General features: G+C 66.4%; 27 protein-coding genes. 15 read left to right on the top strand and 12 right to left on the bottom strand.

Annotation, left to right across the window (positions count from 1 at the left end; all coding sequences use genetic code 11):
• Positions 1–9 precede the first annotated feature (9 nt).
• Complete coding sequence (gene typA, locus ACM14_RS21285; protein ID WP_034398352.1) at positions 10–1,836, top strand: translational GTPase TypA; 1,827 nt, start codon at positions 10–12, stop codon at positions 1,834–1,836.
• A gap of 144 nt (positions 1,837–1,980) precedes the next feature.
• Here the strand turns inward: typA and ACM14_RS21280 are convergent, their stop codons facing one another.
• The gene (locus ACM14_RS21280; protein ID WP_012204838.1) at positions 1,981–2,868 is read right to left on the bottom strand and encodes a LysR family transcriptional regulator; all 888 of its coding nucleotides are present in this window, start codon (positions 2,866–2,868) and stop codon (positions 1,981–1,983) included.
• A gap of 83 nt (positions 2,869–2,951) precedes the next feature.
• On the opposite strand from ACM14_RS21280, the gene ACM14_RS21275 reads away from it, so the two are divergent.
• The 4 genes from ACM14_RS21275 (at position 2,952) to ACM14_RS21260 (ending at position 6,955) form a co-directional block, all read left to right on the top strand.
• Positions 2,952–4,148: a CaiB/BaiF CoA-transferase family protein gene (locus ACM14_RS21275; protein WP_065347250.1), complete on the top strand. Its 1,197-nt coding sequence runs from the start codon at positions 2,952–2,954 to the stop codon at positions 4,146–4,148.
• Between the two features lies 1 nt (position 4,149).
• Positions 4,150–4,647 (top strand): MaoC family dehydratase, encoded by a 498-nt coding sequence (locus tag ACM14_RS21270; RefSeq protein ID WP_013803034.1) that lies wholly within the window; start codon positions 4,150–4,152, stop codon positions 4,645–4,647.
• A 42-nt stretch (positions 4,648–4,689) separates the two neighbouring features.
• Entirely contained in the window at positions 4,690–5,721 is a 1,032-nt protein-coding gene (locus tag ACM14_RS21265; protein WP_065347249.1) for a tripartite tricarboxylate transporter substrate binding protein, read from the top strand.
• Positions 5,722–5,863: 142 nt separating this feature from the next.
• Positions 5,864–6,955 (top strand): enoyl-CoA hydratase/isomerase family protein, encoded by a 1,092-nt coding sequence (locus ACM14_RS21260; protein WP_065347248.1) that lies wholly within the window; start codon positions 5,864–5,866, stop codon positions 6,953–6,955.
• Between the two features lie 73 nt (positions 6,956–7,028).
• Here the strand turns inward: ACM14_RS21260 and ACM14_RS21255 are convergent, their stop codons facing one another.
• Positions 7,029–7,694 (bottom strand): TetR/AcrR family transcriptional regulator, encoded by a 666-nt coding sequence (locus tag ACM14_RS21255; protein ID WP_065347247.1) that lies wholly within the window; start codon positions 7,692–7,694, stop codon positions 7,029–7,031.
• Between the two features lie 156 nt (positions 7,695–7,850).
• Between ACM14_RS21255 and ACM14_RS21250 the strand changes: the two genes are divergently transcribed.
• On the top strand, positions 7,851–8,546 hold the full coding sequence (locus tag ACM14_RS21250; protein WP_012204844.1) for a hypothetical protein: 696 nt from the start codon (positions 7,851–7,853) through the stop codon (positions 8,544–8,546).
• Positions 8,547–8,561: 15 nt separating this feature from the next.
• Here the strand turns inward: ACM14_RS21250 and ACM14_RS21245 are convergent, their stop codons facing one another.
• The 4 genes from ACM14_RS21245 to smpB form a co-directional block, all read right to left on the bottom strand.
• The gene (locus ACM14_RS21245) at positions 8,562–9,401 is read right to left on the bottom strand and encodes an anti-sigma factor (RefSeq protein WP_065347246.1); all 840 of its coding nucleotides are present in this window, start codon (positions 9,399–9,401) and stop codon (positions 8,562–8,564) included.
• 10 nt (positions 9,402–9,411) lie between these two features.
• The gene (locus ACM14_RS21240; RefSeq protein ID WP_065347245.1) at positions 9,412–9,969 is read right to left on the bottom strand and encodes an RNA polymerase sigma factor; all 558 of its coding nucleotides are present in this window, start codon (positions 9,967–9,969) and stop codon (positions 9,412–9,414) included.
• Positions 9,970–9,999: 30 nt separating this feature from the next.
• Entirely contained in the window at positions 10,000–10,416 is a 417-nt protein-coding gene (locus ACM14_RS21235; RefSeq protein WP_012204847.1) for a hypothetical protein, read from the bottom strand.
• A gap of 109 nt (positions 10,417–10,525) precedes the next feature.
• Complete coding sequence (gene smpB, locus ACM14_RS21230; RefSeq protein ID WP_013803027.1) at positions 10,526–10,999, bottom strand: SsrA-binding protein SmpB; 474 nt, start codon at positions 10,997–10,999, stop codon at positions 10,526–10,528.
• 168 nt (positions 11,000–11,167) lie between these two features.
• On the opposite strand from smpB, the gene ACM14_RS21225 reads away from it, so the two are divergent.
• A complete protein-coding gene (locus tag ACM14_RS21225; RefSeq protein WP_034398355.1) occupies positions 11,168–11,620 on the top strand; it encodes a type II toxin-antitoxin system RatA family toxin in 453 nt (150 codons plus the stop codon).
• Positions 11,613–11,957, top strand: a complete 345-nt coding sequence (locus ACM14_RS21220; protein ID WP_065347244.1) for an RnfH family protein — start codon at positions 11,613–11,615, stop codon at positions 11,955–11,957. The genes ACM14_RS21225 and ACM14_RS21220 overlap by 8 nt, the downstream gene beginning before the upstream one ends.
• 13 nt (positions 11,958–11,970) lie before the next feature.
• On the opposite strand, the gene ACM14_RS21215 is transcribed toward ACM14_RS21220, so the two are convergent.
• On the bottom strand, positions 11,971–12,525 hold the full coding sequence (locus ACM14_RS21215; RefSeq protein WP_065347243.1) for a DUF4124 domain-containing protein: 555 nt from the start codon (positions 12,523–12,525) through the stop codon (positions 11,971–11,973).
• Positions 12,526–12,661: 136 nt separating this feature from the next.
• Here ACM14_RS21215 and guaB point away from each other — a divergent pair, with 136 nt between their 5' ends.
• On the top strand, positions 12,662–14,137 hold the full coding sequence (guaB, locus tag ACM14_RS21210) for an IMP dehydrogenase (protein ID WP_013803023.1): 1,476 nt from the start codon (positions 12,662–12,664) through the stop codon (positions 14,135–14,137).
• A gap of 89 nt (positions 14,138–14,226) precedes the next feature.
• On the opposite strand, the gene ilvD is transcribed toward guaB, so the two are convergent.
• Complete coding sequence (gene ilvD / locus ACM14_RS21205; RefSeq protein ID WP_043820742.1) at positions 14,227–15,921, bottom strand: dihydroxy-acid dehydratase; 1,695 nt, start codon at positions 15,919–15,921, stop codon at positions 14,227–14,229.
• A gap of 93 nt (positions 15,922–16,014) precedes the next feature.
• Here ilvD and ACM14_RS21200 point away from each other — a divergent pair, with 93 nt between their 5' ends.
• From ACM14_RS21200 to guaA, 4 genes are all read left to right on the top strand, one after another.
• Positions 16,015–16,944, top strand: a complete 930-nt coding sequence (locus ACM14_RS21200; protein ID WP_047474145.1) for a LysR family transcriptional regulator — start codon at positions 16,015–16,017, stop codon at positions 16,942–16,944.
• Positions 16,945–17,083: 139 nt separating this feature from the next.
• On the top strand, positions 17,084–17,362 hold the full coding sequence (locus ACM14_RS21195; RefSeq protein WP_065347242.1) for a type II toxin-antitoxin system Phd/YefM family antitoxin: 279 nt from the start codon (positions 17,084–17,086) through the stop codon (positions 17,360–17,362).
• Entirely contained in the window at positions 17,359–17,793 is a 435-nt protein-coding gene (locus tag ACM14_RS21190) for a type II toxin-antitoxin system VapC family toxin (protein WP_012204856.1), read from the top strand. The genes ACM14_RS21195 and ACM14_RS21190 overlap by 4 nt, the downstream gene beginning before the upstream one ends.
• Positions 17,794–17,824: 31 nt before the next feature.
• Positions 17,825–19,441, top strand: coding sequence for a glutamine-hydrolyzing GMP synthase (gene guaA / locus ACM14_RS21185; protein ID WP_034364424.1), 1,617 nt, complete (start codon positions 17,825–17,827; stop codon positions 19,439–19,441).
• A 167-nt stretch (positions 19,442–19,608) separates the two neighbouring features.
• Here the strand turns inward: guaA and ACM14_RS21180 are convergent, their stop codons facing one another.
• Positions 19,609–20,040 carry a hypothetical protein gene (locus tag ACM14_RS21180; RefSeq protein WP_065347241.1) on the bottom strand — a complete coding sequence of 144 codons (432 nt, stop codon included), beginning with the start codon at positions 20,038–20,040 and terminating at the stop codon, positions 19,609–19,611.
• Positions 20,041–20,310: 270 nt separating this feature from the next.
• On the opposite strand from ACM14_RS21180, the gene ACM14_RS21175 reads away from it, so the two are divergent.
• Positions 20,311–21,597, top strand: coding sequence for a pitrilysin family protein (locus ACM14_RS21175; protein ID WP_065347254.1), 1,287 nt, complete (start codon positions 20,311–20,313; stop codon positions 21,595–21,597).
• A gap of 74 nt (positions 21,598–21,671) precedes the next feature.
• Here the strand turns inward: ACM14_RS21175 and ACM14_RS21170 are convergent, their stop codons facing one another.
• Both ACM14_RS21170 and ACM14_RS21165 read right to left on the bottom strand, forming a co-directional pair.
• Positions 21,672–22,064 (bottom strand): 5-carboxymethyl-2-hydroxymuconate Delta-isomerase, encoded by a 393-nt coding sequence (locus ACM14_RS21170; RefSeq protein WP_065347240.1) that lies wholly within the window; start codon positions 22,062–22,064, stop codon positions 21,672–21,674.
• A gap of 12 nt (positions 22,065–22,076) precedes the next feature.
• Entirely contained in the window at positions 22,077–23,057 is a 981-nt protein-coding gene (locus ACM14_RS21165; protein ID WP_065347239.1) for a tripartite tricarboxylate transporter substrate binding protein, read from the bottom strand.
• 105 nt (positions 23,058–23,162) lie between these two features.
• Between ACM14_RS21165 and ACM14_RS21160 the strand changes: the two genes are divergently transcribed.
• The gene (locus ACM14_RS21160) at positions 23,163–24,107 is read left to right on the top strand and encodes a LysR family transcriptional regulator (RefSeq protein ID WP_254662114.1); all 945 of its coding nucleotides are present in this window, start codon (positions 23,163–23,165) and stop codon (positions 24,105–24,107) included.
• Positions 24,108–24,162: 55 nt separating this feature from the next.
• Here the strand turns inward: ACM14_RS21160 and ACM14_RS21155 are convergent, their stop codons facing one another.
• Positions 24,163–24,462 (bottom strand): putative quinol monooxygenase, encoded by a 300-nt coding sequence (locus ACM14_RS21155; protein ID WP_013802999.1) that lies wholly within the window; start codon positions 24,460–24,462, stop codon positions 24,163–24,165.
• Positions 24,463–24,465: the final 3 nt, after the last annotated feature.

The raw sequence follows: 24,465 nt of genomic DNA, 5'->3' as shown, positions 1-24,465 counted from the left end.
GAAAACACTATGAGCAAACAAATCCGCAATATCGCGATCATCGCCCACGTGGACCACGGCAAAACCACCATGGTGGACCAGCTGCTGCGCCAATCCGGAACCTTCGCCGAGCACGAGAAAGTCGTGGACACGGTGATGGACAACAACGCCATCGAACGCGAGCGTGGCATCACCATCCTGGCCAAGAACTGCGCCGTGAGCTGGAACGAGACGCACATCAACATCCTCGACACACCCGGCCACGCGGACTTCGGCGGTGAAGTGGAGCGTGCCCTGTCCATGGTGGACGGCGTGGTGCTGCTGATCGACGCGCAGGAAGGCCCCATGCCCCAGACGCGCTTCGTGACCAAGAAGGCACTGGCCCTGGGCCTGAAGCCCATCCTCGTGGTCAACAAGGTGGACAAGCCCGGTGCGCGTCCCGACTACGTGGTCAACGCCGCCTTCGACCTGTTCGACAAGCTGGGTGCCACCGACGAGCAGCTGGACTTCCCCGTGGTGTACGCCTCGGGCATCAACGGCTGGACCTCGCTGGAAGAAGGCGCTCCCGGCGAACAGTGGGGCCCCGACATGTCGGCCCTGTTCGACACCATCCTGAAGCACGTTCCCGCCGTCAAGGGCGATCCTGCCGCTCCGCTGCAGATGCAGATCTCGGCGCTGGACTACTCCACCTTCGTGGGCCGTATCGGCGTGGGCCGCATCACCTCCGGCACGCTCAAGCCTTCGACCGACGTGCTGGTCATGGAAGGTCCTGACGGCAAGAGCTACAAGGGCCGCATCAACCAGGTTCTGAAGTTCCAGGGCATTGACCGCGTGCAGGTGACCGAAGCCGGTCCCAGCGACATCGTGCTGGTCAACGGCATTGCCGACCTGGGCATGGGCGTCACGCTGACCGACCCGCTGAACCCCCAGCCGCTGCCGATGCTCAAGATCGACGAGCCCACGCTGACCATGAACTTCTGCGTCAACACCTCGCCGCTGGCAGGTCGTGAAGGCAAGTTCGTGACCAGCCGCCAGATCTGGGACCGCCTGCAAAAGGAACTGCGTTCCAACGTGGCCCTGCGCGTCAAGGAAACCGACGAAGACGGCATCTTCGAAGTGTCGGGCCGCGGCGAACTGCACCTGACCATCCTGCTGGAAGAAATGCGCCGTGAAGGCTACGAGCTGGCCGTGTCCAAGCCCCGCGTGGTCTACCGCGACGTGGACGGCGTGCGCCACGAGCCTATCGAGCTGGTGACGGCCGACATCGAAGAAGGCCACCAGGGTGGCGTGATGCAGGCCCTGGGCGAGCGCAAGGGCGAGCTGGTCAACATGGAACCCGATGGCCGTGGCCGCGTGCGCCTGGAGTACCGCATTCCTGCGCGTGGCCTGATCGGCTTCACCAACGAATTCCTGAACCTGACCCGTGGTTCCGGCCTGATCTCCAACATCTTCGACAGCTACGAGCCGCACAAGGGCGAAATCGGCGGCCGCAAGAACGGTGTGCTGATCTCCATGGACGAAGGCGAAATCTTCACCTACGCCCTGGGCAAGCTGGACGACCGTGGCCGCATGTTCGTCAAGGCCAACGATCCCGTGTACGAAGGCATGATCATCGGCATCCACAGCCGTGACAACGACCTGGTGGTCAACGCCACGCGTACCAAGCAGCTGACCAACTTCCGCGTGTCCGGCAAGGAAGATGCCATCAAGATCACGCCCCCGATCGACCTGTCGCTGGAATACGCGGTGGAATTCATCGAGGACGACGAGCTGGTGGAAATCACCCCCAAGAGCATCCGCGTTCGCAAGCGCCACCTGTCCGAGAACGAGCGCAAGCGCGCTTCGCGCGGCGCATAAGCGCTGTTGCGCCAAGGGCGCACGCAAGCCGCATGGCTTCACCGCCCTGACTGTCAAAGGCCGCATCTGCGGCCTTTGTCTTTGTGGCGCGCCGTTCAGGCGTGCGGGTGCCACGGCAAAGGAGCTACTGCTTGCAACTGCTTGCTACTGCAGCTGCAGCAGCAACTCGCGCAGTCGCTGCCCGGCCGCTGCGCTTTGCTGCGGATTGAGCGCCAGGGCCAGGCCGATGGAGGGCAGGTTCTCGGTATCTGCCAGCGCGCGAAACACCACCCCCGGCGTGCTGCCCTTGGCCACCACGGCTGGCACCAGCGCCACGCCCAGGCCCGCACCCACCAGGCTGACCAGGGTCTGCGCCTGCACGGCATGCTGCTTGACCTGGGGCATGAAGCCCGCGTTCTGGCAGGCCAGCACCACCAGCGCATGCAGGCCTGGCACCTCGCTGGGGCGGTAGTTGATGAAGGGCTGGTCCGCCAGGTCCCGCAGCCGCAAGGCGGGCCGCTGCAGCAGCGGGTTGCCTTCGGGCAGCACGGCCACCAGCTCGTCCTTTTCCACGGGCGTGATGGACAGGTCGGTGGCCTGCGTCACCGGATAGCGCAGCAGGCCGGCATCGAAATCGCCGCTGGCCACCTGCGCGCAGATCTCGCGCGTGGTCGATTCGGTCAGCACCAGGTCGATCAGCGGATATTCGCTGCGAAAGGCCTGCACCAGCCGTGGAATCAACGAGAACGTGGCCGAGCCTATGAAGCCTATGTGCAGCCGCCCGCGCTCGCCGCCGGCCGTGGCGCGCGAGACCTCCTGCATCTGGCGCGCATGGTGCAGGGCCAGCTCGGCACTTTCCAGTGCCGCCAGGCCTGCCTCGGTCAGCGCCGTGCCCCGGCGGTCGCGCTGGAACAGCTGCACGCCCAGGCTGTCTTCGAGCCTGCGTATGGATTGGGACAGCGGCGGCTGCGACATGTGCAGCTGCTCGGCCGCCTGCCGGTAGTTGAGCGTGCGGGCCAGGGTGACGAAGTGACGCAGTTGGCGCAGGTCCATTGATATCTACCGTGTATCAGAGATGCTGAATTAAGTCTTAGACGCAGCTTTGAAGATATCAAATACTGGCTCCCTGAAGCAACATGGAGACCACAGTGCAGGCTGCGTTGACAGGGATTCGGGTGCTGGATCTGTCCAGCGTGGTGTTCGGGCCGCTGGCCAGCCAGGTGCTGGCCGACTACGGCGCCGAAGTCATCAAGATCGAGCCGCCGGCCGGCGACTCCACGCGCCATACCGGCCCGGCCGTGGAGCCCGGCATGGCGGCCATGTTCATGGGCACCAACCGCAGCAAGAAGAGCGTGGTGCTGGACCTCAAGCAGGAAGAGTCGCGTCAGGCCCTGCATGCGCTGCTGGCCACGGCCGATGTGTTCATGCACAGCATGCGGCCGCAAAAGCTGGCCCCGCTGGGCCTGGACCCCGCAACGCTGCGCGAGCGCTATCCGCGCCTGGTCTATGCAGGCCTGCATGGCTTTGGCGAGGACGGCCCCTATGCAGGCATGCCCGCCTATGACGACGTCATCCAGGGCATGAGCGGCCTGGCCGACCTGATGGAGCGCCAGACGGGCGAGGCGCGCTACCTGCCCACCATTGCGGCCGACAAGACCTGCGCCCTGGTGGCCGCGCATGCCGTGCTGGCGGCGCTGTTCCAGCGCGAGCGCAGCGGCCATGGCTGCTTTGTGGAAGTGCCCATGTACGAGACCATGGTGGGCTTCAACCTGGTCGAGCATTTCTACGGCATGCACTTCAGCCCCGCGCTCAGCGGCGCAGGCTACCCGCGCGTGATGGCGCCCTGGCGCAAGCCCTACAGAACGCTGGACGGCCACGTCTGCATGATGCCGTACACCGATGCGCACTGGCAGCGCTTCTTCGCCGCCGTGGGCCAGCCGCAGCTGGCCCTGGATGCGCGCTTTGCCAGCCAGGCCAGCCGCACGGCCCACATTGCCGAGCTGCTGGAGACCGCAGGCGAGCATGTGGCCCTGCACGGCACCCAGCACTGGCTCGATACCTGCCAGCGCCTGGAGATTCCTGCCGCCCCGGTGGCGCGCATGGACGATCTGCCCGCCGATCCACACCTGCAGGCCACGGAGTTCTTCGTGCCGCTGCACGACGCCGCCATGGGCACCGTGCACCTGCCGCGCTCTTCCGTGCGCATGGATGGCCGGCAGGCCCCCATGGGCATGCCACCGCGCCTGGGCGAGCACACGGCGGCGCTGCTGGCCCAGGCGGGCTGGAGCGTCGAGCGCATCGCCGGCCTGCAGATCACGCAACAGGAGACATGAGATGACAGTGAACACCCCGCAGCCCCACCCTGGCGCCGCCTGGAACGCCGTGCCCCGCATGGGCCAGGGCTTCTTCTGGCAGGACCTGCAGGTTGGCCAGCAGCTGCGCACCTTCCGCCGCACCGTGACCGAGTCCGACCTGGTCGCCTTCATCAATGCCACGGGCATGCTGGAGGCCATCTTCATCGAGGAGGGCTACGACGGCGGCGCCATTGCCGGCCGCCCCGTGCCGGGCGCCATGACCTATGCGCTGATCGAAGGCTTCATCCTGCAAAGCATGATCCAGGGCACGGGCCTGGCCATGCTGGAGCTGCACCAGAAGATCCTCGGCCCCGTGCTGGTGGGCGACACCATCGAGGCCCTGGTCGAAGTCACCGCCATCAAGCCCACCTCCAAGGGCAACCGCGCCGTCGTCACCTCGCGCATCGAGGTCTTCAACCAGGGCCACCAGAAGGTCATGGAATACACGGCCGTGCGCCTGCTGGCCGGGCGCAGCTAGGCGGCCACAAGCATTCCCATAACGACATCAGGAGACAAAAGCATGGACAAGCAGATCGACAAGGCGGCCCGCAAAAGAGGGCGCCGCATGGCGCTGGTCACCCTGGCGGCCCCTATTGCGGCGGCAGCGGCGGTGGCAGTGGGGGCGGCACTGCCCGGTGCCGCGCTGGCGCAGCAGCCCTGGCCCAGCAAGCCCATCACGATGGTCGTGCCCTTCCCGCCGGGCGGGCCCACCGACCTGGTGGCGCGCGTGCTGGCCCAGCAGGTCGGCCAGCAACTGGGCCAGACCGTGATCGTGGACAACCGGCCCGGAGCCAATGGCAACATCGGCAATGCCCTGGTGGCCAAGGCCGCGCCCGATGGCTATACCGTGCTCTACAACACCTCGTCCATTGCGCTGAGCCCGTCGCTGTACAAGAAGATGAGCTACGACGTGGGCAAGGACCTGATGCCCGTGGCGCTGACGGCCGTGGTGCCGCTGGGCCTGGTGGTCAACCCCAAGCTGCCGGTGAAGAACGTGCAGGAGTTCGTGCGCCATGCCAGGGACAAGACCGGCCAGCTGTCCTATGGCTCGGCCGGCAACGGCAACGTCACCCACCTGGCGGCCTTCCAGGTCGTGCAGCACTACCAGATCGAGGCCAGCCACGTGCCCTACAAGGGCAGCGCTCCGGCCGACGTGGATCTGGTGGCCGGGCAGATTGACTTCATGACCGACACCATCAACTCGGTCGCACCCTTCATCAAGGAGGGGCGGCTCAAGCTGCTGGCCGTGAGTTCCTCCAAGCGCCTGCCCAACTTCCCCGATGCACCCACGCTGGCCGAAAGCGGCATGTCCGGCTTCGAGGCCGGGGCCTGGCAGGGCGTGATGGTGCCGGCCAAAACGCCGGCCGCCATCATCCAGCGGCTCAACCAGGAGCTGATGCGCGCGCTCAAGGACCCGGGCGTGGTCGAGAAGCTGCAGCTGCAAGGCGCCGAAGGCCTGGGCTCCACGCCGGAGGAATACGGCGCCTACATCCGCAGCGAGATCAAGCGCTGGGCCGGCGTGGTCAAGAGCACGGGTGTCTCTCTGGACTGAGTGCGGGGCGTTGCGCCGCCTGTCGCGCAGTTGCGCAAATTGGCACCTGTTTGTCAGGGGTGGGTGCGGTTTTTCAGCTATGGTTGCGGCTCATTGCCCCGGGCTGCCGGGGCAGGGCATGCATAGCAACAAGGAGCAAGATATGACGGGAGCTGCCGGCGAAGTCCTCAGCGAAGTGCGGGGCCGCATGGGCATGATCACCTTGAACCGGGCCAAGGCGCTGAATGCGCTGTCGCTGGGCATGGTGCGCGATCTGCTGGCCACCCTGCTGGCCTGGCAAAAGGATGAGCAGGTGCTGGCCGTGGCCATCCGAGGCATGGGCAAGGAAGGGGTTTTCGGCGCCTTCTGCGCGGGCGGGGACATCCGCTTCCTGCATGGCGCGGGCAGCACGGGCAATCCGCAGCTGGAGGACTTCTTCACCGAGGAGTACGCGCTCAACCACCTGATCCACACCTTTGGCAAGCCCTACATCGCCTTCATGGATGGCATCGTCATGGGCGGCGGCATGGGCATCAGCCAGGGCGGCACGCTGCGCATCGTCACCGAACGCACCAAGATGGCCATGCCCGAGACGGCCATCGGCCTGTTCCCCGATGTGGGTGGCGGCTACTTCCTCTCGCGTTGCCCGGGTCACGCGGGTGAGTGGCTGGCGCTGACGGGCGATGTGATCGGCGCGGCCGATGCGCTGGACTTCGGCCTGGCCGATGGCTACCTGCCCTCGGACCAGCAGCCTGCGCTGTGGGACGCGCTGGCCGCCGGCAGCTTTGCCGATGCAGCGGCCATCGAGGCCCTGGTGAAGTCGAAGTTCACGGCCCCGGCCAAGCCAGCGGCCCAGCCCCGCGCCGAGATCGACCGCGTGTTCGCCCTGCCTACGGTGGCTGCCATGGTGCAGGCGCTGGAAGCGGCAGATGGCGAGTGGGCGCAGCACACGGCAGCCACGCTGCGCAAGCGCTCGCCGCTGATGCTGCACGTGGTGCTGGAACAGATCCGCCGCGCGCGCGGCATGACGCTGGCCCAGGACCTGCGCATGGAGCGCGACATGGTGCGCCACTGCTTCTACCTGCGCCCAGGCCAGAGCGAGACCATCGAAGGCATACGCGCGCTGGCCGTGGACAAGGACCACCACCCGCGCTGGAACCCCGCGCGCATCGAAGACGTGCAGGAAGCGCAGTGGCGTGCCTTCTTCGACAGCCCCTGGCCCGCGCACTCGCACCCGCTGGCAGCGCTGGACTGATCGCGCGGCGGTTGCTCAAACCTCCAAGGGTTCAAAAGGCCATCCGGCGCCATGCCGGGTGGCCTTTTTTCATTCAACGATCCGCCGGCTCCATGCTGCAGGCCTGGCCGGCAAGCAGCCGGACCGCATGCTCTATGCGCGGCCCCGGGTCCCATTCGGGCACGGGCGGGGTCAGGCCCAGGGCCATCTGCCGCAGGGGCTCGGCAATGACCATGGACAGCAGCAGGTCGCAGACGACTTCGGGCTGTTCGGCCCGCAGCAACCCCTTGCTGCACTGGCGCCGCAGCCAGTCCACCAGCATGCCGCGGCCGCGCTCTATGCCGTTGCGCTGGTAGACCTCCAGCAGCTCGGGCTTGGCGGGGAAATCGGTGGTGAGCAGGCGGAACATGCCCACTGCCTCGGCCGACAGCACGCGCGCGGCAATCACGCGCAGGATCTCGGCCAGCGCTGGGGCCACCTCTGCGGCCGATTGCGCATCGGCCGACAGGGCGGGGCGGAAACCGTCGGTCCAGCCGCGCACCACCAGGGCCACCAGGTCCTCGCGGTTGGCGGCAAAGCGGTAGAGCGTTTTCTTGGCCAGCCCCGCGCGCCTGGCCACGGCTTCCATGGTGGTGGCGGCATAGCCTTCGTTGAGCAAGAGCCAGGTGGCGGCGGCCACGGCGGCATCGTTGGCCTCGTGCTCGGGCCGGGCCGGCCGCCCGCGCGGCCGGGGGGCCGCAGGAGTGATTTCGGATTCCATTGGATTTCTTGTCGTTCCGTTCGGTGTTGTGCAGGGTCGTGCCTGGTTGTGCAGCATTTTGTTACCCGGTAGGGATTATCCGATTGTTTGGAAACGTTGTTCGTTTCTTTAATATAAGATGGCTTTTCCTCATCAACCCAGGAACGGAAAACACCCATGAACTCCCATGCCTTCGAGCCCGACATTTCCCGCATCGACGAGCTGCTGCACATCACGCCGCTGCGGCTGGAGACGGGAATCCAGCGGCTGCCCAGCGGCTGCCTGGTGGTGGCCTGCCGCACCGACCTGCATGGCTGCAGCGGCCGCATGCTGGACTGGTGGTTCAAGTTCTTCGAGACCACGCAGCACATCAAGTGGTGGCATCCGCATGACCACATCGCGCATCGCGGCTGGGATGCGCAATGGAAGAAGGGCGAGAGCTACATCGGCGCGTCCATCGAGGCCGTGGAGTCCCTGGCCGATATTCCGCCCGTGGCGGCCAGGCTCAAGTTCCATGATCCGCGCGAGCTTTTCGACCCTGCGCAACTGGAGCTGGCCTTTGCCGAAAAACGCGCATCGGCCGCCGTCTATGCGCGCATCGGATTTGGCGAGCATGTGCAGCTGGACGCCAGCGGGGACCCCATGGACGGGCAGATGGTGCACCTGGCGCGTGACACGCCTTTTGGCTGCGTGCTGCGCAGCCGCTTTTTGCTGGGCCAGTCCTGCGCCGACCCGGCGGCCGAGCTGCCTGACGCGCTGGGCCTGGGCCTGCTGCGCCACTGCTACACGGAGTTCACCTACCTGTCGCGCTTCCTGCCCTCGCTGTACTACGGCGAGCATGGCAACGGCGAGGCGGCGCCGCTGCCCTGGTAGCCGTGGCCCCAGGCTTCAAAGCTGCTGGTGCACGGCCGTGGCCAGCTGCAGCAGCCGGTTGCGCGGCAGGGCGCCGCTGAGCGCATAGCCAAAGCCCTGGTCCACCCAGTAGAAGCTGGGCACGGGGCCGTCGCTGCTGAAGTGAAAGGCGGTCTCGCCGTGCGTGGCCGGGTCCTGCAGCGCGCCCAGGTACAGGGTGATGCGCTCGCCGGCCGCGTCCTGGTACATGAACTGGGCGCGTGCGCCGCTGTCGCCGGGCAGCAATCGGCCGCCCACCAGCTCATAGCCCAGGTCCGTGAGTGCCGGCAGCTTCAGCGGCCGGCCCAGGCGCTTGGACAGCCACTGCAGCAGATGGGCCTGCTGCGCTGCCTCCACCTCGACCGGGTGGCGTTGCTCGGGCTGGTAGACCGCATGGGCAACGGCCGCCTGGTGGGCGAAGCGGGCCGGGGTGGCGGCAGCCAGCGTGGCCGCCGTTGATGGCGCGGCGGCTGGCACCGCCTGCTGCCCATGCACCAGCCAGCCCAGGCCGAAGGCCAGCATCCAGCCCGCGGCCATGCCACCCCAGCGCCACCACTGCTGCTGGCGCTGGTGCAGGCCCTGCAACTGTTCGGCGGCGGCGCGCATTTCGTCGGGCATGCCGGGTTCATCCCGGGCGGCATGCAGGGCGCGCAGCAACTGGCGCTGGCGTTGCCATTGCTCCACGCGCGCGGCACTGTCTTCGTCCAGCTGGTCGCGCAGTGCCTGCGCCTGCTGCGCGGGCAGGCGGCCATCGACCAGGGCGTGCAACTGCTCGTCGGAAATGGGCGGGGGCAAGGGCGAGGAAGATGAAAGAGGGGTGGGGGCGGATGCGGTCATGGCGGCCTCGTCATTTGAGCCGGCGCAGCGCGGGGGCTGCGGCTTGGGGTGTTGCGGCCTTGGCAGTCGGTGCTGACTGTGCAGGCGCTGCAGAGGAGGCCGATGGGGTCTCCATCAATTCGCGCAGCCGGGACCGTGCGCGCGACAGCCGCGACATCACGGTGCCCAGGGGCAGCTGCAGCAGGCGCGCCGTGTCGGCGTAGCTCATGTCCTCCACGCTGACCAGCAGCAGCACGGCCCGCTGCTCGGCGGGCAGGCGCTGCAGGCAGCGCTCCAGGTCCAGGGCCGCGTCGCTGCTGTCCTCGGGTGCGGCCAGGGTCTCGGACAGGCTGTCTATGTCCAGCCACTGCCCGCGCGCGGCAGAGCGCCGCTGGTTCAGGTAGAGGTTGTGCATCAGCGTGAACAGCCAGGCGCGCAGATCGCCGTCGGGGCGCCACAGCAGCCATTTGCGGCAGGCACGTTCCAGCGTGTCCTGCACCAGGTCGTCGGCGGCCCAGGCATCGCCTGCCAGCAGCCGCGCATAGCGGCGCAGGCCGGGCAGGTGCTCCAGGATCTGGCTGCGGTCCATGGGCAGGTCCGAAGGCGGATGCGGCTGGAATCAGGGGCGTGCGGTATGCCAGACGCCCATGACGCCGTCGCCCGTGGTGTCACCGGCCTTGCCGTCCTTCACCCAGTAGTACAGCGGCTTGCCCTTGTAGGCGATCTGGCTGCTGCCATCGTCGCGCTGTATCACGCTGTAGTTGCCGCCGGACGGCGCCTGCTTGCCCATCAGCGGCGGCCAGTTGGTCGCGCAGGGGCCGTTGCAGACGGACTTGCCGCTGCCGGCCGTGTCCTTGTCGAAGGTGTAGAGCGTCATGCCGTTGGCGCCGACCAGCATGCCGTTTTGCACGCTGACCGCGCTGGGCGGGGTCTGGCCAGAGGCGTTGGCCGCAGGCGCGGAATAGCAGCCTGCCAGGGTCAATGTCAGGGCTGCCGTGAAGGCACAGGTACCAAGTTTCATGCCGAGCTTCTTCATCGCTGTCTCCGGTGCTTGCCGGCGCGCGAAATTGCGGCCGGACACTGCAATGAACACTGGGCCGTGCCGGTTTATTCCGCAGCAGTGCAAAAAAAGCTGCGGATGCCCGTCAACGGTTGAAGCTCTTCATGGCGCGCTCGACCTCGCGCTTGCCTTCGCGGTCCTTGATCACGTCGCGCTTGTCGTGCTCGGCCTTGCCCTTGGCAAGGGCGATGTCGCACTTGACGAAGCCGTTCTTCCAGTGAAGGTTGATGGGCACCAGCGTGAAGCCCTTTTGCTCGACCTTGCCGATCAGGCGCAGGATGTCGTCCTTCTTGAGCAGCAGCTTCTTGATGCGCGCCGCGTCGGGGTTGACGTGGGTGGAGGCGGTCTTGAGCGGGTTGATCTGGCAGCCGAGCAGGAACAGCTCGCCGTCCTTGACGATGACGTAGCCGTCGGTCAGCTGCACCTTGCCGCTGCGCAGTGCCTTCACTTCCCAGCCGTGCAGCACGATGCCGGCCTCGAAGCGTTCCTCGAAGAAGTAGTTGAACGCGGCTTTTTTGTTGTCGGCGATGCGCGACTGTGTTTCAGGTTTCTTGGCCATGGAGTAATAGATGCGGCGAAAACCTGGAGATGAAAGCTCTCCATACAATACTGGATTGCCGTCTCGCCTCCGTGCGGGATTTTAGTTTCGCCTTGCCGTCATTGTGACAGCCGTATGCGCCATGACCGCGCAGCCGGTGTTTTGCATGCCGTGCAGCCCGCCCCATTCATGAAAAAAGTCAACAAGTCCGTCCTGATCTGGTACAGCCCCCAAGAAATGTTTGCCCTGGTGACGGACGTGGCCCACTATGCCGACTTCCTCCCCTGGTGCGACCAGGCCAGGGTGCTGGAGCAGGACGAGCAGGGCATGACGGCCGAGGTGGGCATTGCATTCGGCGGCATGCGCAAGTCCTTCGTCACGCGCAACACGCACAGCGTGCTCGACGATGGCGGGCGCCAGGTCAGCATCCGCCTGATCAAGGGGCCGTTCTCGCGGCTGGAGGGCAACTGGATGTTCCGCCCCGTGGGCGACGGCTCGCAGCGCGCCTGCCGCGTGGAGCTGCAGCTGGACTATGGCTTTGACAACATGGCGCTGGCCGCCGTGGTCGGCCCGGTGTTCGACCGCATCGCGGGCTCCATGGTGGATGCCTTCGTCAAGCGCGCCGAGCAGGTCTATGGCTGAACCCCGGCCGTTTCTGTGCATCACGCTGGCATGCAGCCCGCGTGCCGGTGAAGTCGTTGAACTGGCCCTGCAATTGCCGGCCGGCGCCTCGATTGCCGACGCGGTCGAGGCCGCTGGTGGCTGGCAGGCGCTGGGCTTTGCACAGGAGGGGCCCGCTGGCCTTTGGGGCCGCAGCGCCCCTTTGACGCAAGGCTTGCGCGACGGCGATCGCGTGGAGCTGTACCGGCCCTTGACCGTGGACCCCAAGGTGGCGCGCCGCGAGCGCTTTGCGCGCCAGGGAGCCCGCGCCACAGGCCTGTTCCAGCGCCAAAGGCCCGGGGCCAAGGCCGGTTACTGACGGAGGGCGGCGCTCAGCGCACCGGGCCGCAGTCCGAGGCGATGGTGGCGTCGGCGCGCTTGAGTTCGCTGTTGCGCGTGGCTTCGTCCATGAAGCCGCGTTCGCCCTGGGCATTGGTGTGTGCCAGCAGGCCGCCCGATGACAGTGCCGTCTTGGCCTGTTTCGCCCGCGCACAGTTTTCCTGGCGATCCTTGGCAATGCGTTCCTTTTCTGCCTTGGCCTTGGCGGCCTCCTGGGCCTCGGCCTTGCGCTTTTGCTCTTCCAGGGCCTTGTCGGTGCCTGCGGGCTTGGCGTCCTTGGCGGCGGCAGGCGCTGCCTGTGCCGTTGCATCTGCAGCGGGCTGCGTGGCCGCATCTGTAGCCGCCGGTGCAGTGGATGGCGCCGCCGCTGCTGGAGCGGGCGCGCTGCCGCCAGGCTGGCGCAGGATGTTCTTGGCCGGAATGTCAGGGGGTGGCGCGCGGTCGCTGAAGACCTTGCGGCCTGTGGCGTCGACCCATTGCCACTGGGCGGCTGCGGATAGCGAACAGGCGGCAAGCGCGGCTAGCAAAACAAGCTTGGTGGCATGCATGGTGATTGGGGTGATCGGGCCGGTTGCAGGTAGCAATAGCAGGAAATGATGGCGGGCAGCGATAGCGGGGAACAATGGCCTACAGCATACATTGTGATCCGGCGCACGGGTACAATCCTTCTTTTGGAGCTCTCACATGCGCCTTCTCGGTAAAGCCCTGACCTTCGACGACGTCCTCCTGGTCCCCGCTTTCTCCCAGGTCCTGCCCAAGGACACCTCGCTCAAGACGCGCTTTTCGCGCAACATCTCCCTGAACATCCCCCTTGTGTCCGCCGCCATGGACACCGTGACCGAAGCGCGTCTGGCCATTGCCATTGCGCAAGAGGGCGGTATCGGCGTCATCCACAAGAACATGACGGCAGAGCAACAGGCTGCCGAAGTGTCCAAGGTCAAGCGCCATGAATCCGGCGTGGTGCACGACCCCGTGGTCATCACCCCCGAGCACACCGTGCTGCAGGTGCTGCAGCTGTCCGAGAACCTGGGCATCTCCGGCTTTCCCGTGTGCGACGGCGGCAAGGTGGTCGGCATCGTCACCAGCCGCGACCTGCGCTTCGAGACCCGCTACGACGTCAAGGTCAGCCAGATCATGACGCCGCGCGAGCGCCTGATCACCGTCAACGAGAAGGACGGCACCACGCCCGTGGAAGCCAAGGCCCTGCTCAACAAGCACAAGCTCGAGCGCATCCTGGTCGTGAACGACGCCTTTGAACTCAAGGGCCTGATCACCGTCAAGGACATCACCAAGCAGACCACCTTCCCCAACGCAGCGCGTGACAGCGCAGGCCGCCTGCGCGTGGCCGCCGCCGTGGGCGTGGGCGAGGGCACCGAGCAGCGCGTGGAGCTGCTGGTCAAGGCCGGCGTCGATGCACTGGTGGTGGACACGGCCCACGGCCACAGCAAGGGTGTGATCGACCGCGTGCGCTGGGTCAAGCAGAACTACCCGCAGGTCGATGTCATCGGCGGCAACATCGCCACCGGCGCCGCTGCGCTGGCACTGGCCGAGGCAGGCGCCGACGCCGTCAAGGTCGGCATCGGCCCTGGCTCCATCTGCACCACGCGCATCGTCGCCGGTGTGGGCGTGCCCCAGATCATGGCCATCGACAGCGTGGCCCAGGCCCTGCAGGGCACGGGCGTGCCGCTGATCGCCGACGGCGGCATCCGCTTCTCGGGCGACATCGCCAAGGCCCTGGCCGCTGGCGCCTCGACCATCATGATGGGCGGCATGTTCGCCGGCACCGAAGAGGCTCCGGGCGAGGTCATCCTGTACCAGGGCCGTTCGTACAAGAGCTATCGCGGCATGGGCTCCATCGGCGCCATGCAGCAGGGCTCGGCCGACCGCTACTTCCAGGAGTCGAGCACCGGCAATCCCAACGCCGACAAGCTCGTGCCCGAAGGCATCGAAGGCCGCGTGCCCTACAAGGGCTCCATGGTTTCCATCGTCTACCAGATGGCCGGCGGCGTGCGCGCTGCCATGGGCTACTGCGGCTGCGCCACCATCGAAGAGATGAACAACACGGCCGAGTTCGTCGAGATCACCGCCGCAGGCATCCGTGAATCGCACGTGCATGACGTGCAGATCACCAAGGAAGCGCCCAACTACCGCGCCGACTGATCCCGATCCAGCGCCTTGGCGCGAGATGGAAAAGAGGTCCGGGCAGCCACTGCCCGGACCTCTTTTTTTGTGCGCCTAGATGACGAAGCTCAGATGGCGAAGTTGTCCAGCACCGCGCCCGAGCTGGCGCTCGATGCGTTGAACGCGAACTTGGCCTGCACGCCCCGCGTGTAGCGGGGCGCGGGGGCCTTCCATGCCGCACGGCGCTGGGCGAGCACGTCTTCGGGCACGTTCAGCTGCAGTTGCAATGCGTGCGCGTCGATGGTGATCGAGTCGCCCTCGTGCACCAGCGCGATGGTGCCGCCCACGGCCGCTTCCGGCGCCACGTGGCCGACCACCATGCCCCAGGTGCCGCCGGAGAAGCGGCCATCGGTGATCAGGCCCACGCTCTCGCCCAGGCCGGCGCCGATCAGGGCGCCCGTGGGGGCCAGCATTTCCGGCATGCCGGGGCCGCCCTTGGGGCCCAGGTAGCGCAGCACCATCACATCGCCGGCCTGGATCCTGCCGTCGAGGATGGCCGCCAGTGCCGATTGCTCATCGTCGAACACGCGTGCCGGGCCGGTGATGACCGGGTTCTTAAGGCCCGTGATCTTGGCCACCGCACCTTCCGGGCTCAGGTTGCCCTTGAGAATGGCCAGGTGGCCCTGCGGATAGAGCGCGTCCGAGAGGGGGCGGATGACCTGCGGGTTGGGCGGTTCGTCAGGCACGCCGGCCAGGGTCTGCGCGATGGTCTGGCCCGAGATGGTGATGCAGTCGCCGTGCAGCAGGCCCGCATTCAGCAGGATCTTCATGACCTGCGGGATGCCGCCCGCCTGGTGCAGGTCCACCGCCAGGTATCTGCCGCTGGGCTTGAGATCGCACAGCACCGGCACCCGCTGGCGGATGCGCTCGAAGTCGTCGATGGACCAGGGCACGCCGGCCGCATGGGCGATCGCAAGAAAGTGCAGCACGGCATTGGTGGAGCCCCCGGTCGCCATGATCACCGAGACCGCGTTCTCGATGGACTTGCGCGTCACGATGTCGCGCGGCTTGAGGTCCATCTTGATGGCCTCGATCAGCACCCTGGCGGATTCCTTGGCCGAGTTCTCCTTTTCATCATGGGGATTGGCCATGGTGGAGGAGTAGGGCAGGCTCATGCCCAGCGCCTCGAACGCGCTGGACATGGTGTTGGCGGTGTACATGCCGCCGCACGAGCCCGTGCCGGGGATGGCGTGCTGCTCGATGTCCTTGAGCTCCTGGTCGCTGATCTTGCCCGCGGCGTTTTCGCCGACGGCCTCGAACACGCTGACGATGTTCAGGTCCCGGCCTTTCCACCTGCCGGGCAGGATGGTGCCGCCGTAGACATAGATGGCCGGCACATTGGCGCGCAGCATGCCCATCATGCCGCCGGGCATGTTCTTGTCGCAGCCGCCGACCACCAGCACGCCATCCATCCACTGGCCGCCCACGCAGGTCTCTATGCAGTCGGCGATCACCTCGCGGCTGACCAGCGAGTACTTCATGCCTTCCGTGCCCATGGACATGCCGTCCGAGATGGTCGGCGTGCCGAACACCTGCGCGTTGCCGCCGGCTTCCTCGATGCCTGCGATGGCCGCGTCCGCCAGCCTTTGCAGGCCGGAGTTGCACGGCGTGATCGTGCTGTGGCCGTTGGCCACGCCGACCATGGGCTTCTTGAAATCCTCTTCCTTGTAGCCCATGCCGTAGAACATGGAGCGGTTGGCTGCGCGCGCCTTGCCTTCGGTGATGTGGGAGCTTCGGCGGTTGATCTGGTTCGGCGGGGTCATGGCATGTCTCTCGTTGTGGGGGTTGGATGAGTATGGGCCGACTGATTCATCTGATCCAATCCTATTCATCGGCATGATTGATATGCTGCACATATGAATGAGCCCCCCATTGATCTGCGCGTCTGGCGGCAATTCCTGGCCGTGGCGGACGAGCTGCACTTCGGCCGCGCCGCGTCGCGCCTGCACATGACGCAGCCGCCGCTCACACAGGCCATCGCCCAGCTGGAGCGCAGCCTGGACGTGGCGCTGTTCGAGCGCTCGAGCCGCCACGTCGCGCTGACGCCCGCTGGCGAGGCGCTTGTGCCGCAGGTGCGTGAGCTTCTGGCGCGGGCGGCAGCGCTGCCCGGGATTGCGCGGGCTGCGGCAGCGGGAGAAGTGGGGCGCGTGCGGCTGGCCTTTGTCTCCACCATCGGCTTCACCCGGCTGCCGCTGTGGGTGCGGGACTTCGTTGCAGGCACGCCCGGTGTGGCGTTGGAGCTGGTCGAGGCCACCAGCGATGTGCAGATGGAAGCCTTCGAGCGCGGGCAGATCGATGCCGGGCTGATGCTGCATGCCCCCGGGCATGCGCCGGCCGGCCTGGAGCGCCTGGCCGTGGGGCGGGAAGCCATGGTGCTGGCCCTGCCTCAGCAGCATGCGCTTGCCGGTGCAGACCGGCTGATGCTCGACGAAGTGCTGGAGCAGCCGCTGGTGATCTTTCCGCGCCGCATCATGCCCTCGCTCCATGACGCGGTGACGGATCTGTACCGACGGCACGGACATGTGCCGCGCATCGCGCAGCAGGCGATACAGATGCAGACCATCGTGAACCTGGTCTGGGGCGGCATCGGCCTGGCCTGGGTGCCCGCCAGCGTGATGCAGTTCTGCAGGCCAGGCGTGGTCTATCGCGAGGTGGTTTTCGCCAGCGCCCGTGCAGGCAGCAAGGCCGTTGCCCTGCCGGTCTGCGAGACCAGTCTGGCCTGGCCTGCCGGAGCCATGTCGCCCGCGCTGGCGCGGTTTGTCGGCTTCGTGCGCGAACAGCGCTGAGTGGCGTTCACCGACAGCCCCCGAGGCAAGGCCCTCGAATATCCGCATGGTTCTGGTCTGAATTTTTGGAAATTCTGGCCAGAATGATAGAATTCGGGCCAGGCCGGACACCAGGCCTGTTTTTGTTTTCAGCCCCGCCATGCAATCTGTCGGCATCTACGAAGCCAAGACCCGTTTCTCCGCCCTGATCGAACTTGTCGAGCAGGGCGAGGAAGTGCGCATCACCCGCCACGGCAAGGAAGTGGTGCGCATGCTGCCGGTGCGCCGCCGCCCCGTGATCACCGACGAGCAGATCGCCCGCGAGCTGGAGCAGATGCAGGCACTGCAGGCCACGGTGCGGCCGGCCCAGTCGACACAGTCGGCACAGGCGCCGGACGCCACCACCCGACTGCGCCACGCAGGCCGGAGCCAGGCATGACCTCCTTCGTGCTTGATGCCTCCGTCACCGCCGCCTGGCTGCTGCCCGATGCCGCCAGCGTGCACACCCAGCGCCTGTATACCCGCATCCGCCGCCATGAAGTGGACCCGCAGGCGCCCAACCTCTGGCAGTGGGAGTGTGGCAACCTGATCGCCTCGGGCGTGCACGGCGGCCGCATTCCGCACAGCTCGGTCGAAGGCCTGTGGGGCGTGCTCGAGGCCATCCGCCACCGCGTGGAACTGCACGAGCTGGCGCCCGCCCAGCACAAGGCCGTGCTCGACGTGGCGCTGGACACCCGCCTGCCGGTCTATGACGCGGCCTACCTGTGGCTGGCGCAGTCGCTGCGCCTGCCGCTGGCCACCTTTGACGCGGCCCAGGCCGCCGCCGCGCGCAAGCGCGGGCTGGCGCTGCTGGCCCCTGAAGATTTCTGATCCCCTCCCATCACCTTTGCCTGAGATGACCATGCAACACGACAAGATCCTCATTCTTGACTTCGGCTCCCAAGTCACCCAGCTGATCGCCCGCCGCGTGCGCGAAGCCCATGTCTACTGCGAAGTCCACCCCTGCGACGTCAGCAGCGACTGGGTGCGCGAATTCGCCGCCGACGGCCGCCTCAAGGGCGTGATCCTGTCGGGCAGCCACGCCAGCGTCTACGAAGTGGACGACCGCGCCCCCGACGCCGTGTTCGAGCTGGGCATTCCCGTGCTGGGCATCTGCTACGGCATGCAGACCATGGCCACCCAGCTGGGCGGCAAGGTCGAAGGCTCGCACACCCGCGAATTCGGCTACGCCGAAGTGCGCGCCCATGGCCACACCGAACTGCTCAAGGGCATCGAGGACTTCGCCACGGCCGAAGGCCACGGCATGCTCAAGGTCTGGATGAGCCACGGCGACAAGGTCACCGAGCTGCCCCCGGGCTTCAAGGTCATGGCCTCCACGCCGTCCTGCCCCATCGCCGGCATGGCCGACGAGGCGCGCCGCTTCTACGCTGTCCAGTTCCACCCCGAAGTCACGCACACCGTGCAGGGCGCGGCCCTGCTCAACCGCTTCGTGCGCGAGATCTGCGCGGCGAATGCCGACTGGATCATGGGCGACTACATCGAGGAAGCCGTCGCCAAAATCCGCGAGCAGGTGGGCGACGAGGAAGTCATCCTCGGTCTGTCGGGCGGCGTGGATTCGTCCGTGGCCGCGGCCCTGATCCACCGTGCCATCGGCGACCAGCTGACCTGCGTCTTCGTGGACCACGGCCTGCTGCGCCTGAACGAAGGCGACATGGTCATGGAAATGTTCGAGGGCAAGCTGCACGCCAAGGTCATCCGCGTGGACGCCAGCGACCTGTTCCTGGGCAAGCTGGCCGGCGTCAGCGAGCCCGAGGCCAAGCGCAAGATCATCGGCGGCCTGTTCGTGGACGTGTTCAAGGCCGAGGCCGCCAAGCTCAAGGCGGGCGACGGTGGCCACAAGGGCGCCACCTTCCTGGCCCAGGGCACCATCTACCCCGACGTCATCGAGTCGGGCGGTGCCAAGAGCAAGAAGGCCGTCACCATCAAGAGCCACCACAACGTCGGCGGCCTGCCCGAACAACTGGGCCTGAAGCTGCTCGAACCCCTGCGCGACCTGTTCAAGGACGAAGTGCGCGAACTCGGCGTGGCCCTGGGCCTGCCGCGCGAAATGGTCTACCGCCACCCCTTCCCGGGCCCGGGCCTGGGCGTGCGCATCCTGGGTGAAGTCAAGAAGGAATACGCCGACCTGCTGCGCCGCGCCGACGCCATCTTCATCGAGGAGCTGCGCAACTGGACCGACGAAGCCACCGGCAAGAACTGGTACGACCTCACCAGCCAGGCCTTCACCGTCTTCCTGCCCGTCAAGAGCGTGGGCGTCATGGGCGACGGCCGCACCTACGACTACGTCGTGGCCCTGCGCGCCGTGCAGACCAGCGACTTCATGACCGCCGACTGGGCCGAGCTGCCCTACGGCCTGCTCAAGAAGGTGTCTGGCCGGATCATCAATGAAGTGCGCGGGATCAACCGCGTGACCTACGACGTTTCGACCAAGCCGCCGGCGACGATCGAGTGGGAGTGATTGCGCAATAGGAAACTGCTGGAACTGTCTGGCAGTGTTTCCACCACAAGCCCGCGTCAATGCGGGCTTTTTTGTTTCTGACTTTGGCATGGCTGGAATTATCTGGGCCCAAATGCATGAAATTTTTGAGCTTGTGCTGAGCTCTGGGTAATTTGTGCTATCGGCTCTTAATGGCCGCGGAATTCCAGCAATTCATCCAGATCACGGATCCATTCGGGAAGGAAGCTCTGATCCAATCCGAACGAGCCTTTGAGCTCGGGGCCGTCCGGGGAGCCCTTCATGGTGTATTGGGCGAACAGATGGCCCCATGCGTTTGCTACCCTGATGGCAAGCAGAAATTGAGGCTCGATCCCCGAGAGTTGGACAGGGTCAATATCAAAATGGCCCGCTATCAATGATTGATAGGCCTGTGAAAGGTCTTGCTGGAATTTTTTGATTTCTGCTGGCATTGTCAACCACTGAACACTGCCCGAAAAATTTCCGTCCGTGATTTTTACATTGAGAGTCAACCAGTCCCGATAAGGGACGCCATCTTCCTCGATGGAACGAGAAGTCGGCACGATATCGAATTTGAAGTCATCGAAATCAATGGTCAGCATGTTTGTTTGTATGGAAATGAGAAATGGTTCCATCGTGCCTGGCGACAGAGATCCAGCTAGTTTGAGGGGTAACGCGCAGGGTCCCCAGACCTTGTCCGCCTTGCTGTCTGCCGGTGGCGCATGGGCTGCGGCTGAGCTCCCCACAGCTTTGATCACAGGCACATGAAAGAGGGCTGAAGAGGGCTGCCCTGCGCATCCTCTGGAGCCCGACGACAATAGCCCATGATTCAAGAAAACCCCCTGGCGGCAACCGAACTGGAGCGGCCTGCCATGGCCTTGCGCACTCTTGCGAATGGGGTCCGGCTGCTGGCGCTGCCCATGCCGCATTTGCAGAGCGTCAGCGTGGGTGTGTTCCTGCGCGTGGGCTCCCGCGACGAGACCTCCACCAGCAACGGCATCAGCCATGTGCTGGAACACATGGCGTTCAAGGGCACGCACACGCGTTCCGTGCAGGAGATCAACCTGGATGCGGAGCGGCTGGGGGCGGAGGTCAACGCCTTCACCGGCAAGGACATCACCGGCTATTTCATGACCGGCCTGGGCTGGCATGCGCAGGCCTTGCTGGGAATGATTGCGGACATCGTGCTGAACAGCGTGTTTCCCGAGCATGAGCTGCAAAGGGAGCTGCAGGTGATCCGGCAGGAGGCCATCGAGTACGAAGAGGACCCGGAGGACAGCGCCGGCGATCTGCTGGACCGCGCCATCTGGGGCGACGACCCCATGGGCATGCCTGTGATCGGCACGGTGGCCAATATCGAAGGCTTCACGCGGCAGGATCTGGTGCGCCATGTGCAGTCCCATTACGTGGGAGAAAAGACCGTCGTCGTCGCGGCCGGAAACTTCGATGTGCCGGCCTGGCTGGAGCAGGCGGCGCAGCTGTTCGCCGGCATGCCTGCTTCCGCCAATCCGGCTGTGGCGCTGCCCCCTCAGCCCGCAAAGTATGTGGGGCAGGCCCTGGCGCAACGTTTCACGCAGGTGTCCCAGGTGTTCGTGAACCTGGCCTATCCCCTGGTGTTCGAGCAGTTGCAGGGCGAGCATCCGCAGCGTGCGCGTCTTGTGGCCTCGCTGGCGGCCCATCTGCTGGGCGAGGGGATGTCGTCGCCCCTGGTCGATACCGTGCGTGAACGGCTCGGACTGGCCTATACGGCCTATGCGGCGATGGAGGGCGGTGACGTGTGGGCCAATTTCATCGTGCATGCGGTCACGACCCCGGACAAGCTCGAAGCGCTGGTGGCCGCGACAGGCGGCCTGCTGCGCGCCCAGGCTGCCGGCATCGACCCCGTGCATCTGGAACGGGCCAAGAACCAGCTGGCGGTCTCGCGGGTGCGTGCGGGCGAGCGGACCTACGCCACCATGGAGCGGGCTGTCGAGGACCTCTTTGCCCATGGCAGCGTGACATCCGTGGCCGAAACGCTGGCGATGATCGATGGCATCGGTGCCGAGGAAGTGCGCAAGGTCTTCGAGCGCATGCTGGCCCACCCCCCAGCGGTGGCCATCACCGGCAAGGGCGCCAGTGCCCGGGCCGTGCGGCAACTGGCCGCAGGCCTGGCGGCCTGAGCCGGCAGCGCGCGGTCAGCGGCCAGCGGCCAACCGCCAGCCGCCAGCCGCAACACATGGCGCTTTTCCCGTTGTCATGGAGTTGAGGGAGCGGGCGGCGGCGCGTTCCATTGCCGCTTGAGGTAGTGCGACTTCGGGTGCTCCTGCAGGAACACGCAGCACTGTACCCACGCCGCTGACTCCAGGGGCGCACCGATCGCACGCGAGAGATGCTCGAACACGACCTCGGCTATGGCCGAGCACATCTGTGGCGGGCGCGGGTTGGTCAGCGTCAGGGTGGCGATGAGCTGCTGCGCGTGGGGGTCCTCGCCGCACAGTCCGACGGCGATGGGGGCCACGCGCGACTTCAGGTCCGCGAGCCGTGCCCATCTGCGCTCGGCCAGCGCAAGGTGCATGGCGTGCAGGACCGGCTCCCACTGGATCGACGGGAGCAAGGATGGCGATACCTCGATGGCGATGTGCGGCATGGGGCGGCGCCTTCAGTCGAGCTTGATGCCGACTTCGCGGATCAGCGTCTGCCAGCGTGCCCGCTCGCTGTCCAGCAGGCGTGCGAATGCCTGGGGCGAGTTGTCGATGGGCACCGAGCCGAGTTCGGCCAGCCTGTCCTGCGTGGCCTTGGCCGCCAGCGCCGCGCCCATGTGCTTGATCAGCCAGGCCTTGCGGTCGGCCGGGGTCGCAGCGGGCGCGAGGAAACCGTACCAGCCGCTGATCTCGGCGTCCACGCCCGATTCCTTGAGCGTGGGCACGCCGGGCAGCGCGGGAATGCGCCGGGCGGACGTCACCGCCAGCGCCTTCAGGCGCCCGCTTTGCACATGCTGCAGGATGGCCGGCGTGGCTTCGAACACCATCTGCACCGTGCCGCCCAGCACGTCGTTGAGTGCAGGCGCGGAGCCGCGGTAGGGAATGTGCAGGATCGAGGTGCCGGTCTGGCGCTTGACGAGTTCTCCCGCCAGGTGCTGCGGCGTGCCGTTGCCGGCGGATGCGTAGGAGAACTTGCCCGGGTTCTTGCGCAGCCATTCGAGCGCCTCCTTGGCCGTGGTCGCCGAGAAGGAGGGATGCACGGCCCAGATCAAGGGCACCGAGGCGGCCCATGCCAGCGGTGTGAAGTCCTTGGCCGGATCGAAGTTGAGCCTGGAGTACAGCGCCGGATTCGCGGCCATGGGGCCGAGTGCGCCCAGCAGCAGCGTGTAGCCGTCGGCCTCGGCGCGTGCCGCCGCCTCCGTGCCGATGTTGCCGCCCGCACCGCTGCGGTTGTCGACGATCACCGTGCTGCCGCTGTCCGACTGCAAGGCATTCGCCATCAGGCGGGAGACGGCATCGGTGGTCGCACCTGCCGGATAGGGGCAGATGATGCGGATGGGCTTGGACGGGAATGCCTGCGCGCGCGCCGAGGGGCTTGCGCCCAAGGCTGAAATGGCCGTCGCCGTGCTGGCGTACTGAAGGAAGTTGCGTCGTTTCATCGGTGCTCTCGTGACCAGAGTTGTCTCGTGGCCGTAGTGTCGGCAGGCCCTTGTTTCTTCGCAATTCGCATTTTCTGGCCGCGCCTATCGGATAATCCGATGGCCATGTCCGCACGCAGCCGCGACCCCCTCGATCTCGTCTCATTGCGCCAGTTGCGCTACTTCGTGTCGGCGATGCGGGCGCACAGCTTCAGTGCGGCATCGCGCGATGCCTCGATCTCGCAGGCGGCGCTGTCGGAGCAGATCGCCTTGCTGGAATCGACCCTGGACGTGCATCTGTTCGACCGTGCGAGCGGGCGCGCCGTTGCCACGGCCTCCGGACATGAGCTTGACCGCCGTGTGTCGGCCTGCCTCAGTGAGCTGCAGGCGGCGCTGCGCGATGTGCAGGCGCGTGCGAGCACCGTGGCGGGCCAGGTGCGCATCGGCCTGGTGCAGTCCTACGCGGGATGCTGGGTACTGCCCGTCGTGCGCAGGGCCCAGGCGCAGTGGCCGCAGCTGGCGATCGCACTGCGCAGGCGCACCGCACAGGCCTTGGTGGAGGGCGTGTTGCGGGGCGATTTCGATCTCGCCGTCAGCTTCGACCCGGAGCCGCATGCCGATCTGGAGATCCTGGCCTGCTTCGACGAGCCGGTGGTGGCCGTCGGATTGAAGCCCCGCCGGCGGCGACGCCTGCTGGAGCTCAGCGAGGTCGCGAACCACCCCCTGGCCTTGCTGCCAAGCGAATACGCAATGCGGCGCCAGCTCGACAACGCCTTTGCGGCGCAGGGGCTGAAGCCGGGCGTGCATCTGGAGTCCGATACGCTGGAGGACCTGGTGCATGCCGCTCGTGAAAACGGCATGGTTGCGCTGCTCAACGGTGCTGCGGCAATGAGCCTTGACGTGCAGGACGCAGTCCCGTTGGCCGAAAAAAATCTGGGCCGGCAAGCCTGCCTGGTGCGCTCACGCAGCCGTCACCACGGCTTTGCCGCCCAGTACGTATGGGACCAGCTGTCGGCGGCAACCCCCACGCTGCCGCCAGCGTGGGGGCGGCGCGTTGCAGTCGCGCGCTAGTCGTCGGCCGGATCTGTACCGCCCGGACCTGTACCCCCCGGATCTCTACCGCCCGTCAGGGCACTTCCTTCAGGCCCACCAGTTGCAGGGGGCGTGCCAGCAGTTCGTCGAAGCGTTTCTCGAACGCCTTGAAGTACGGCATGCTGAAGTGCGCATCCAGCGCTGCCTGGTCCCTGAATGACTCCCGCATGTAGAAGGTGCCGGGGGTGTCCGCCAGCTCGAACAGCGTGTAGTCCAGGCATCCGGCCTCCTGCCGGGTGAATGGCACCAGCGCGCGCAGGGCGTCGCGCAGCTGGTCGTGCTGGCCGGCCTTCGCCTCAAGGATGGCCAGGTTGAAAATGGTCTCTGTCTTCATGGC

The sequence above is a fragment of the Delftia sp. JD2 genome (genome assembly GCF_001682645.1).
Taxonomy (GTDB): Bacteria; Pseudomonadota; Gammaproteobacteria; order Burkholderiales; family Burkholderiaceae_C; genus Comamonas; species Comamonas acidovorans.
This window is presented reverse-complemented; position numbering and strand designations above follow the sequence as displayed.

Bases quoted from the DNA above. Each gene is read 5' to 3' on its own strand.
- typA (WP_034398352.1), top strand. From the start codon at position 10: ATGAGCAAACAAATCCGCAATATCGCGATCATCGCCCACGTGGACCAC.
- ACM14_RS21200 (WP_047474145.1), top strand. From the start codon at position 16,015: ATGAATGAGCCCCCCATTGATCTGCGCGTCTGGCGGCAATTCCTGGCC.
- ACM14_RS21155 (WP_013802999.1), bottom strand. From the start codon at position 24,462: ATGAAGACAGAGACCATTTTCAACCTGGCCATCCTTGAGGCGAAGGCC.
- ACM14_RS21255 (WP_065347247.1), bottom strand. From the start codon at position 7,694: ATGGAATCCGAAATCACTCCTGCGGCCCCCCGGCCGCGCGGGCGGCCG.
- ACM14_RS21215 (WP_065347243.1), bottom strand. From the start codon at position 12,525: ATGCATGCCACCAAGCTTGTTTTGCTAGCCGCGCTTGCCGCCTGTTCG.
- ACM14_RS21275 (WP_065347250.1), top strand. From the start codon at position 2,952: ATGGAGACCACAGTGCAGGCTGCGTTGACAGGGATTCGGGTGCTGGAT.
- ACM14_RS21235 (WP_012204847.1), bottom strand. From the start codon at position 10,416: ATGAAGAAGCTCGGCATGAAACTTGGTACCTGTGCCTTCACGGCAGCC.
- ACM14_RS21175 (WP_065347254.1), top strand. From the start codon at position 20,311: ATGGCCTTGCGCACTCTTGCGAATGGGGTCCGGCTGCTGGCGCTGCCC.
- ACM14_RS21195 (WP_065347242.1), top strand. From the start codon at position 17,084: ATGCAATCTGTCGGCATCTACGAAGCCAAGACCCGTTTCTCCGCCCTG.
- ACM14_RS21260 (WP_065347248.1), top strand. From the start codon at position 5,864: ATGACGGGAGCTGCCGGCGAAGTCCTCAGCGAAGTGCGGGGCCGCATG.
- ACM14_RS21160 (WP_254662114.1), top strand. From the start codon at position 23,163: ATGTCCGCACGCAGCCGCGACCCCCTCGATCTCGTCTCATTGCGCCAG.
- ACM14_RS21190 (WP_012204856.1), top strand. From the start codon at position 17,359: ATGACCTCCTTCGTGCTTGATGCCTCCGTCACCGCCGCCTGGCTGCTG.
- ACM14_RS21280 (WP_012204838.1), bottom strand. From the start codon at position 2,868: ATGGACCTGCGCCAACTGCGTCACTTCGTCACCCTGGCCCGCACGCTC.
- ACM14_RS21245 (WP_065347246.1), bottom strand. From the start codon at position 9,401: ATGACCGCATCCGCCCCCACCCCTCTTTCATCTTCCTCGCCCTTGCCC.
- ACM14_RS21270 (WP_013803034.1), top strand. From the start codon at position 4,150: ATGACAGTGAACACCCCGCAGCCCCACCCTGGCGCCGCCTGGAACGCC.
- guaA (WP_034364424.1), top strand. From the start codon at position 17,825: ATGCAACACGACAAGATCCTCATTCTTGACTTCGGCTCCCAAGTCACC.
- ACM14_RS21265 (WP_065347249.1), top strand. From the start codon at position 4,690: ATGGACAAGCAGATCGACAAGGCGGCCCGCAAAAGAGGGCGCCGCATG.
- ACM14_RS21180 (WP_065347241.1), bottom strand. From the start codon at position 20,040: ATGCTGACCATTGATTTCGATGACTTCAAATTCGATATCGTGCCGACT.
- ilvD (WP_043820742.1), bottom strand. From the start codon at position 15,921: ATGACCCCGCCGAACCAGATCAACCGCCGAAGCTCCCACATCACCGAA.
- ACM14_RS21240 (WP_065347245.1), bottom strand. From the start codon at position 9,969: ATGGACCGCAGCCAGATCCTGGAGCACCTGCCCGGCCTGCGCCGCTAT.
- ACM14_RS21170 (WP_065347240.1), bottom strand. From the start codon at position 22,064: ATGCCGCACATCGCCATCGAGGTATCGCCATCCTTGCTCCCGTCGATC.
- ACM14_RS21250 (WP_012204844.1), top strand. From the start codon at position 7,851: ATGAACTCCCATGCCTTCGAGCCCGACATTTCCCGCATCGACGAGCTG.
- ACM14_RS21165 (WP_065347239.1), bottom strand. From the start codon at position 23,057: ATGAAACGACGCAACTTCCTTCAGTACGCCAGCACGGCGACGGCCATT.
- smpB (WP_013803027.1), bottom strand. From the start codon at position 10,999: ATGGCCAAGAAACCTGAAACACAGTCGCGCATCGCCGACAACAAAAAA.
- guaB (WP_013803023.1), top strand. From the start codon at position 12,662: ATGCGCCTTCTCGGTAAAGCCCTGACCTTCGACGACGTCCTCCTGGTC.
- ACM14_RS21225 (WP_034398355.1), top strand. From the start codon at position 11,168: ATGAAAAAAGTCAACAAGTCCGTCCTGATCTGGTACAGCCCCCAAGAA.
- ACM14_RS21220 (WP_065347244.1), top strand. From the start codon at position 11,613: ATGGCTGAACCCCGGCCGTTTCTGTGCATCACGCTGGCATGCAGCCCG.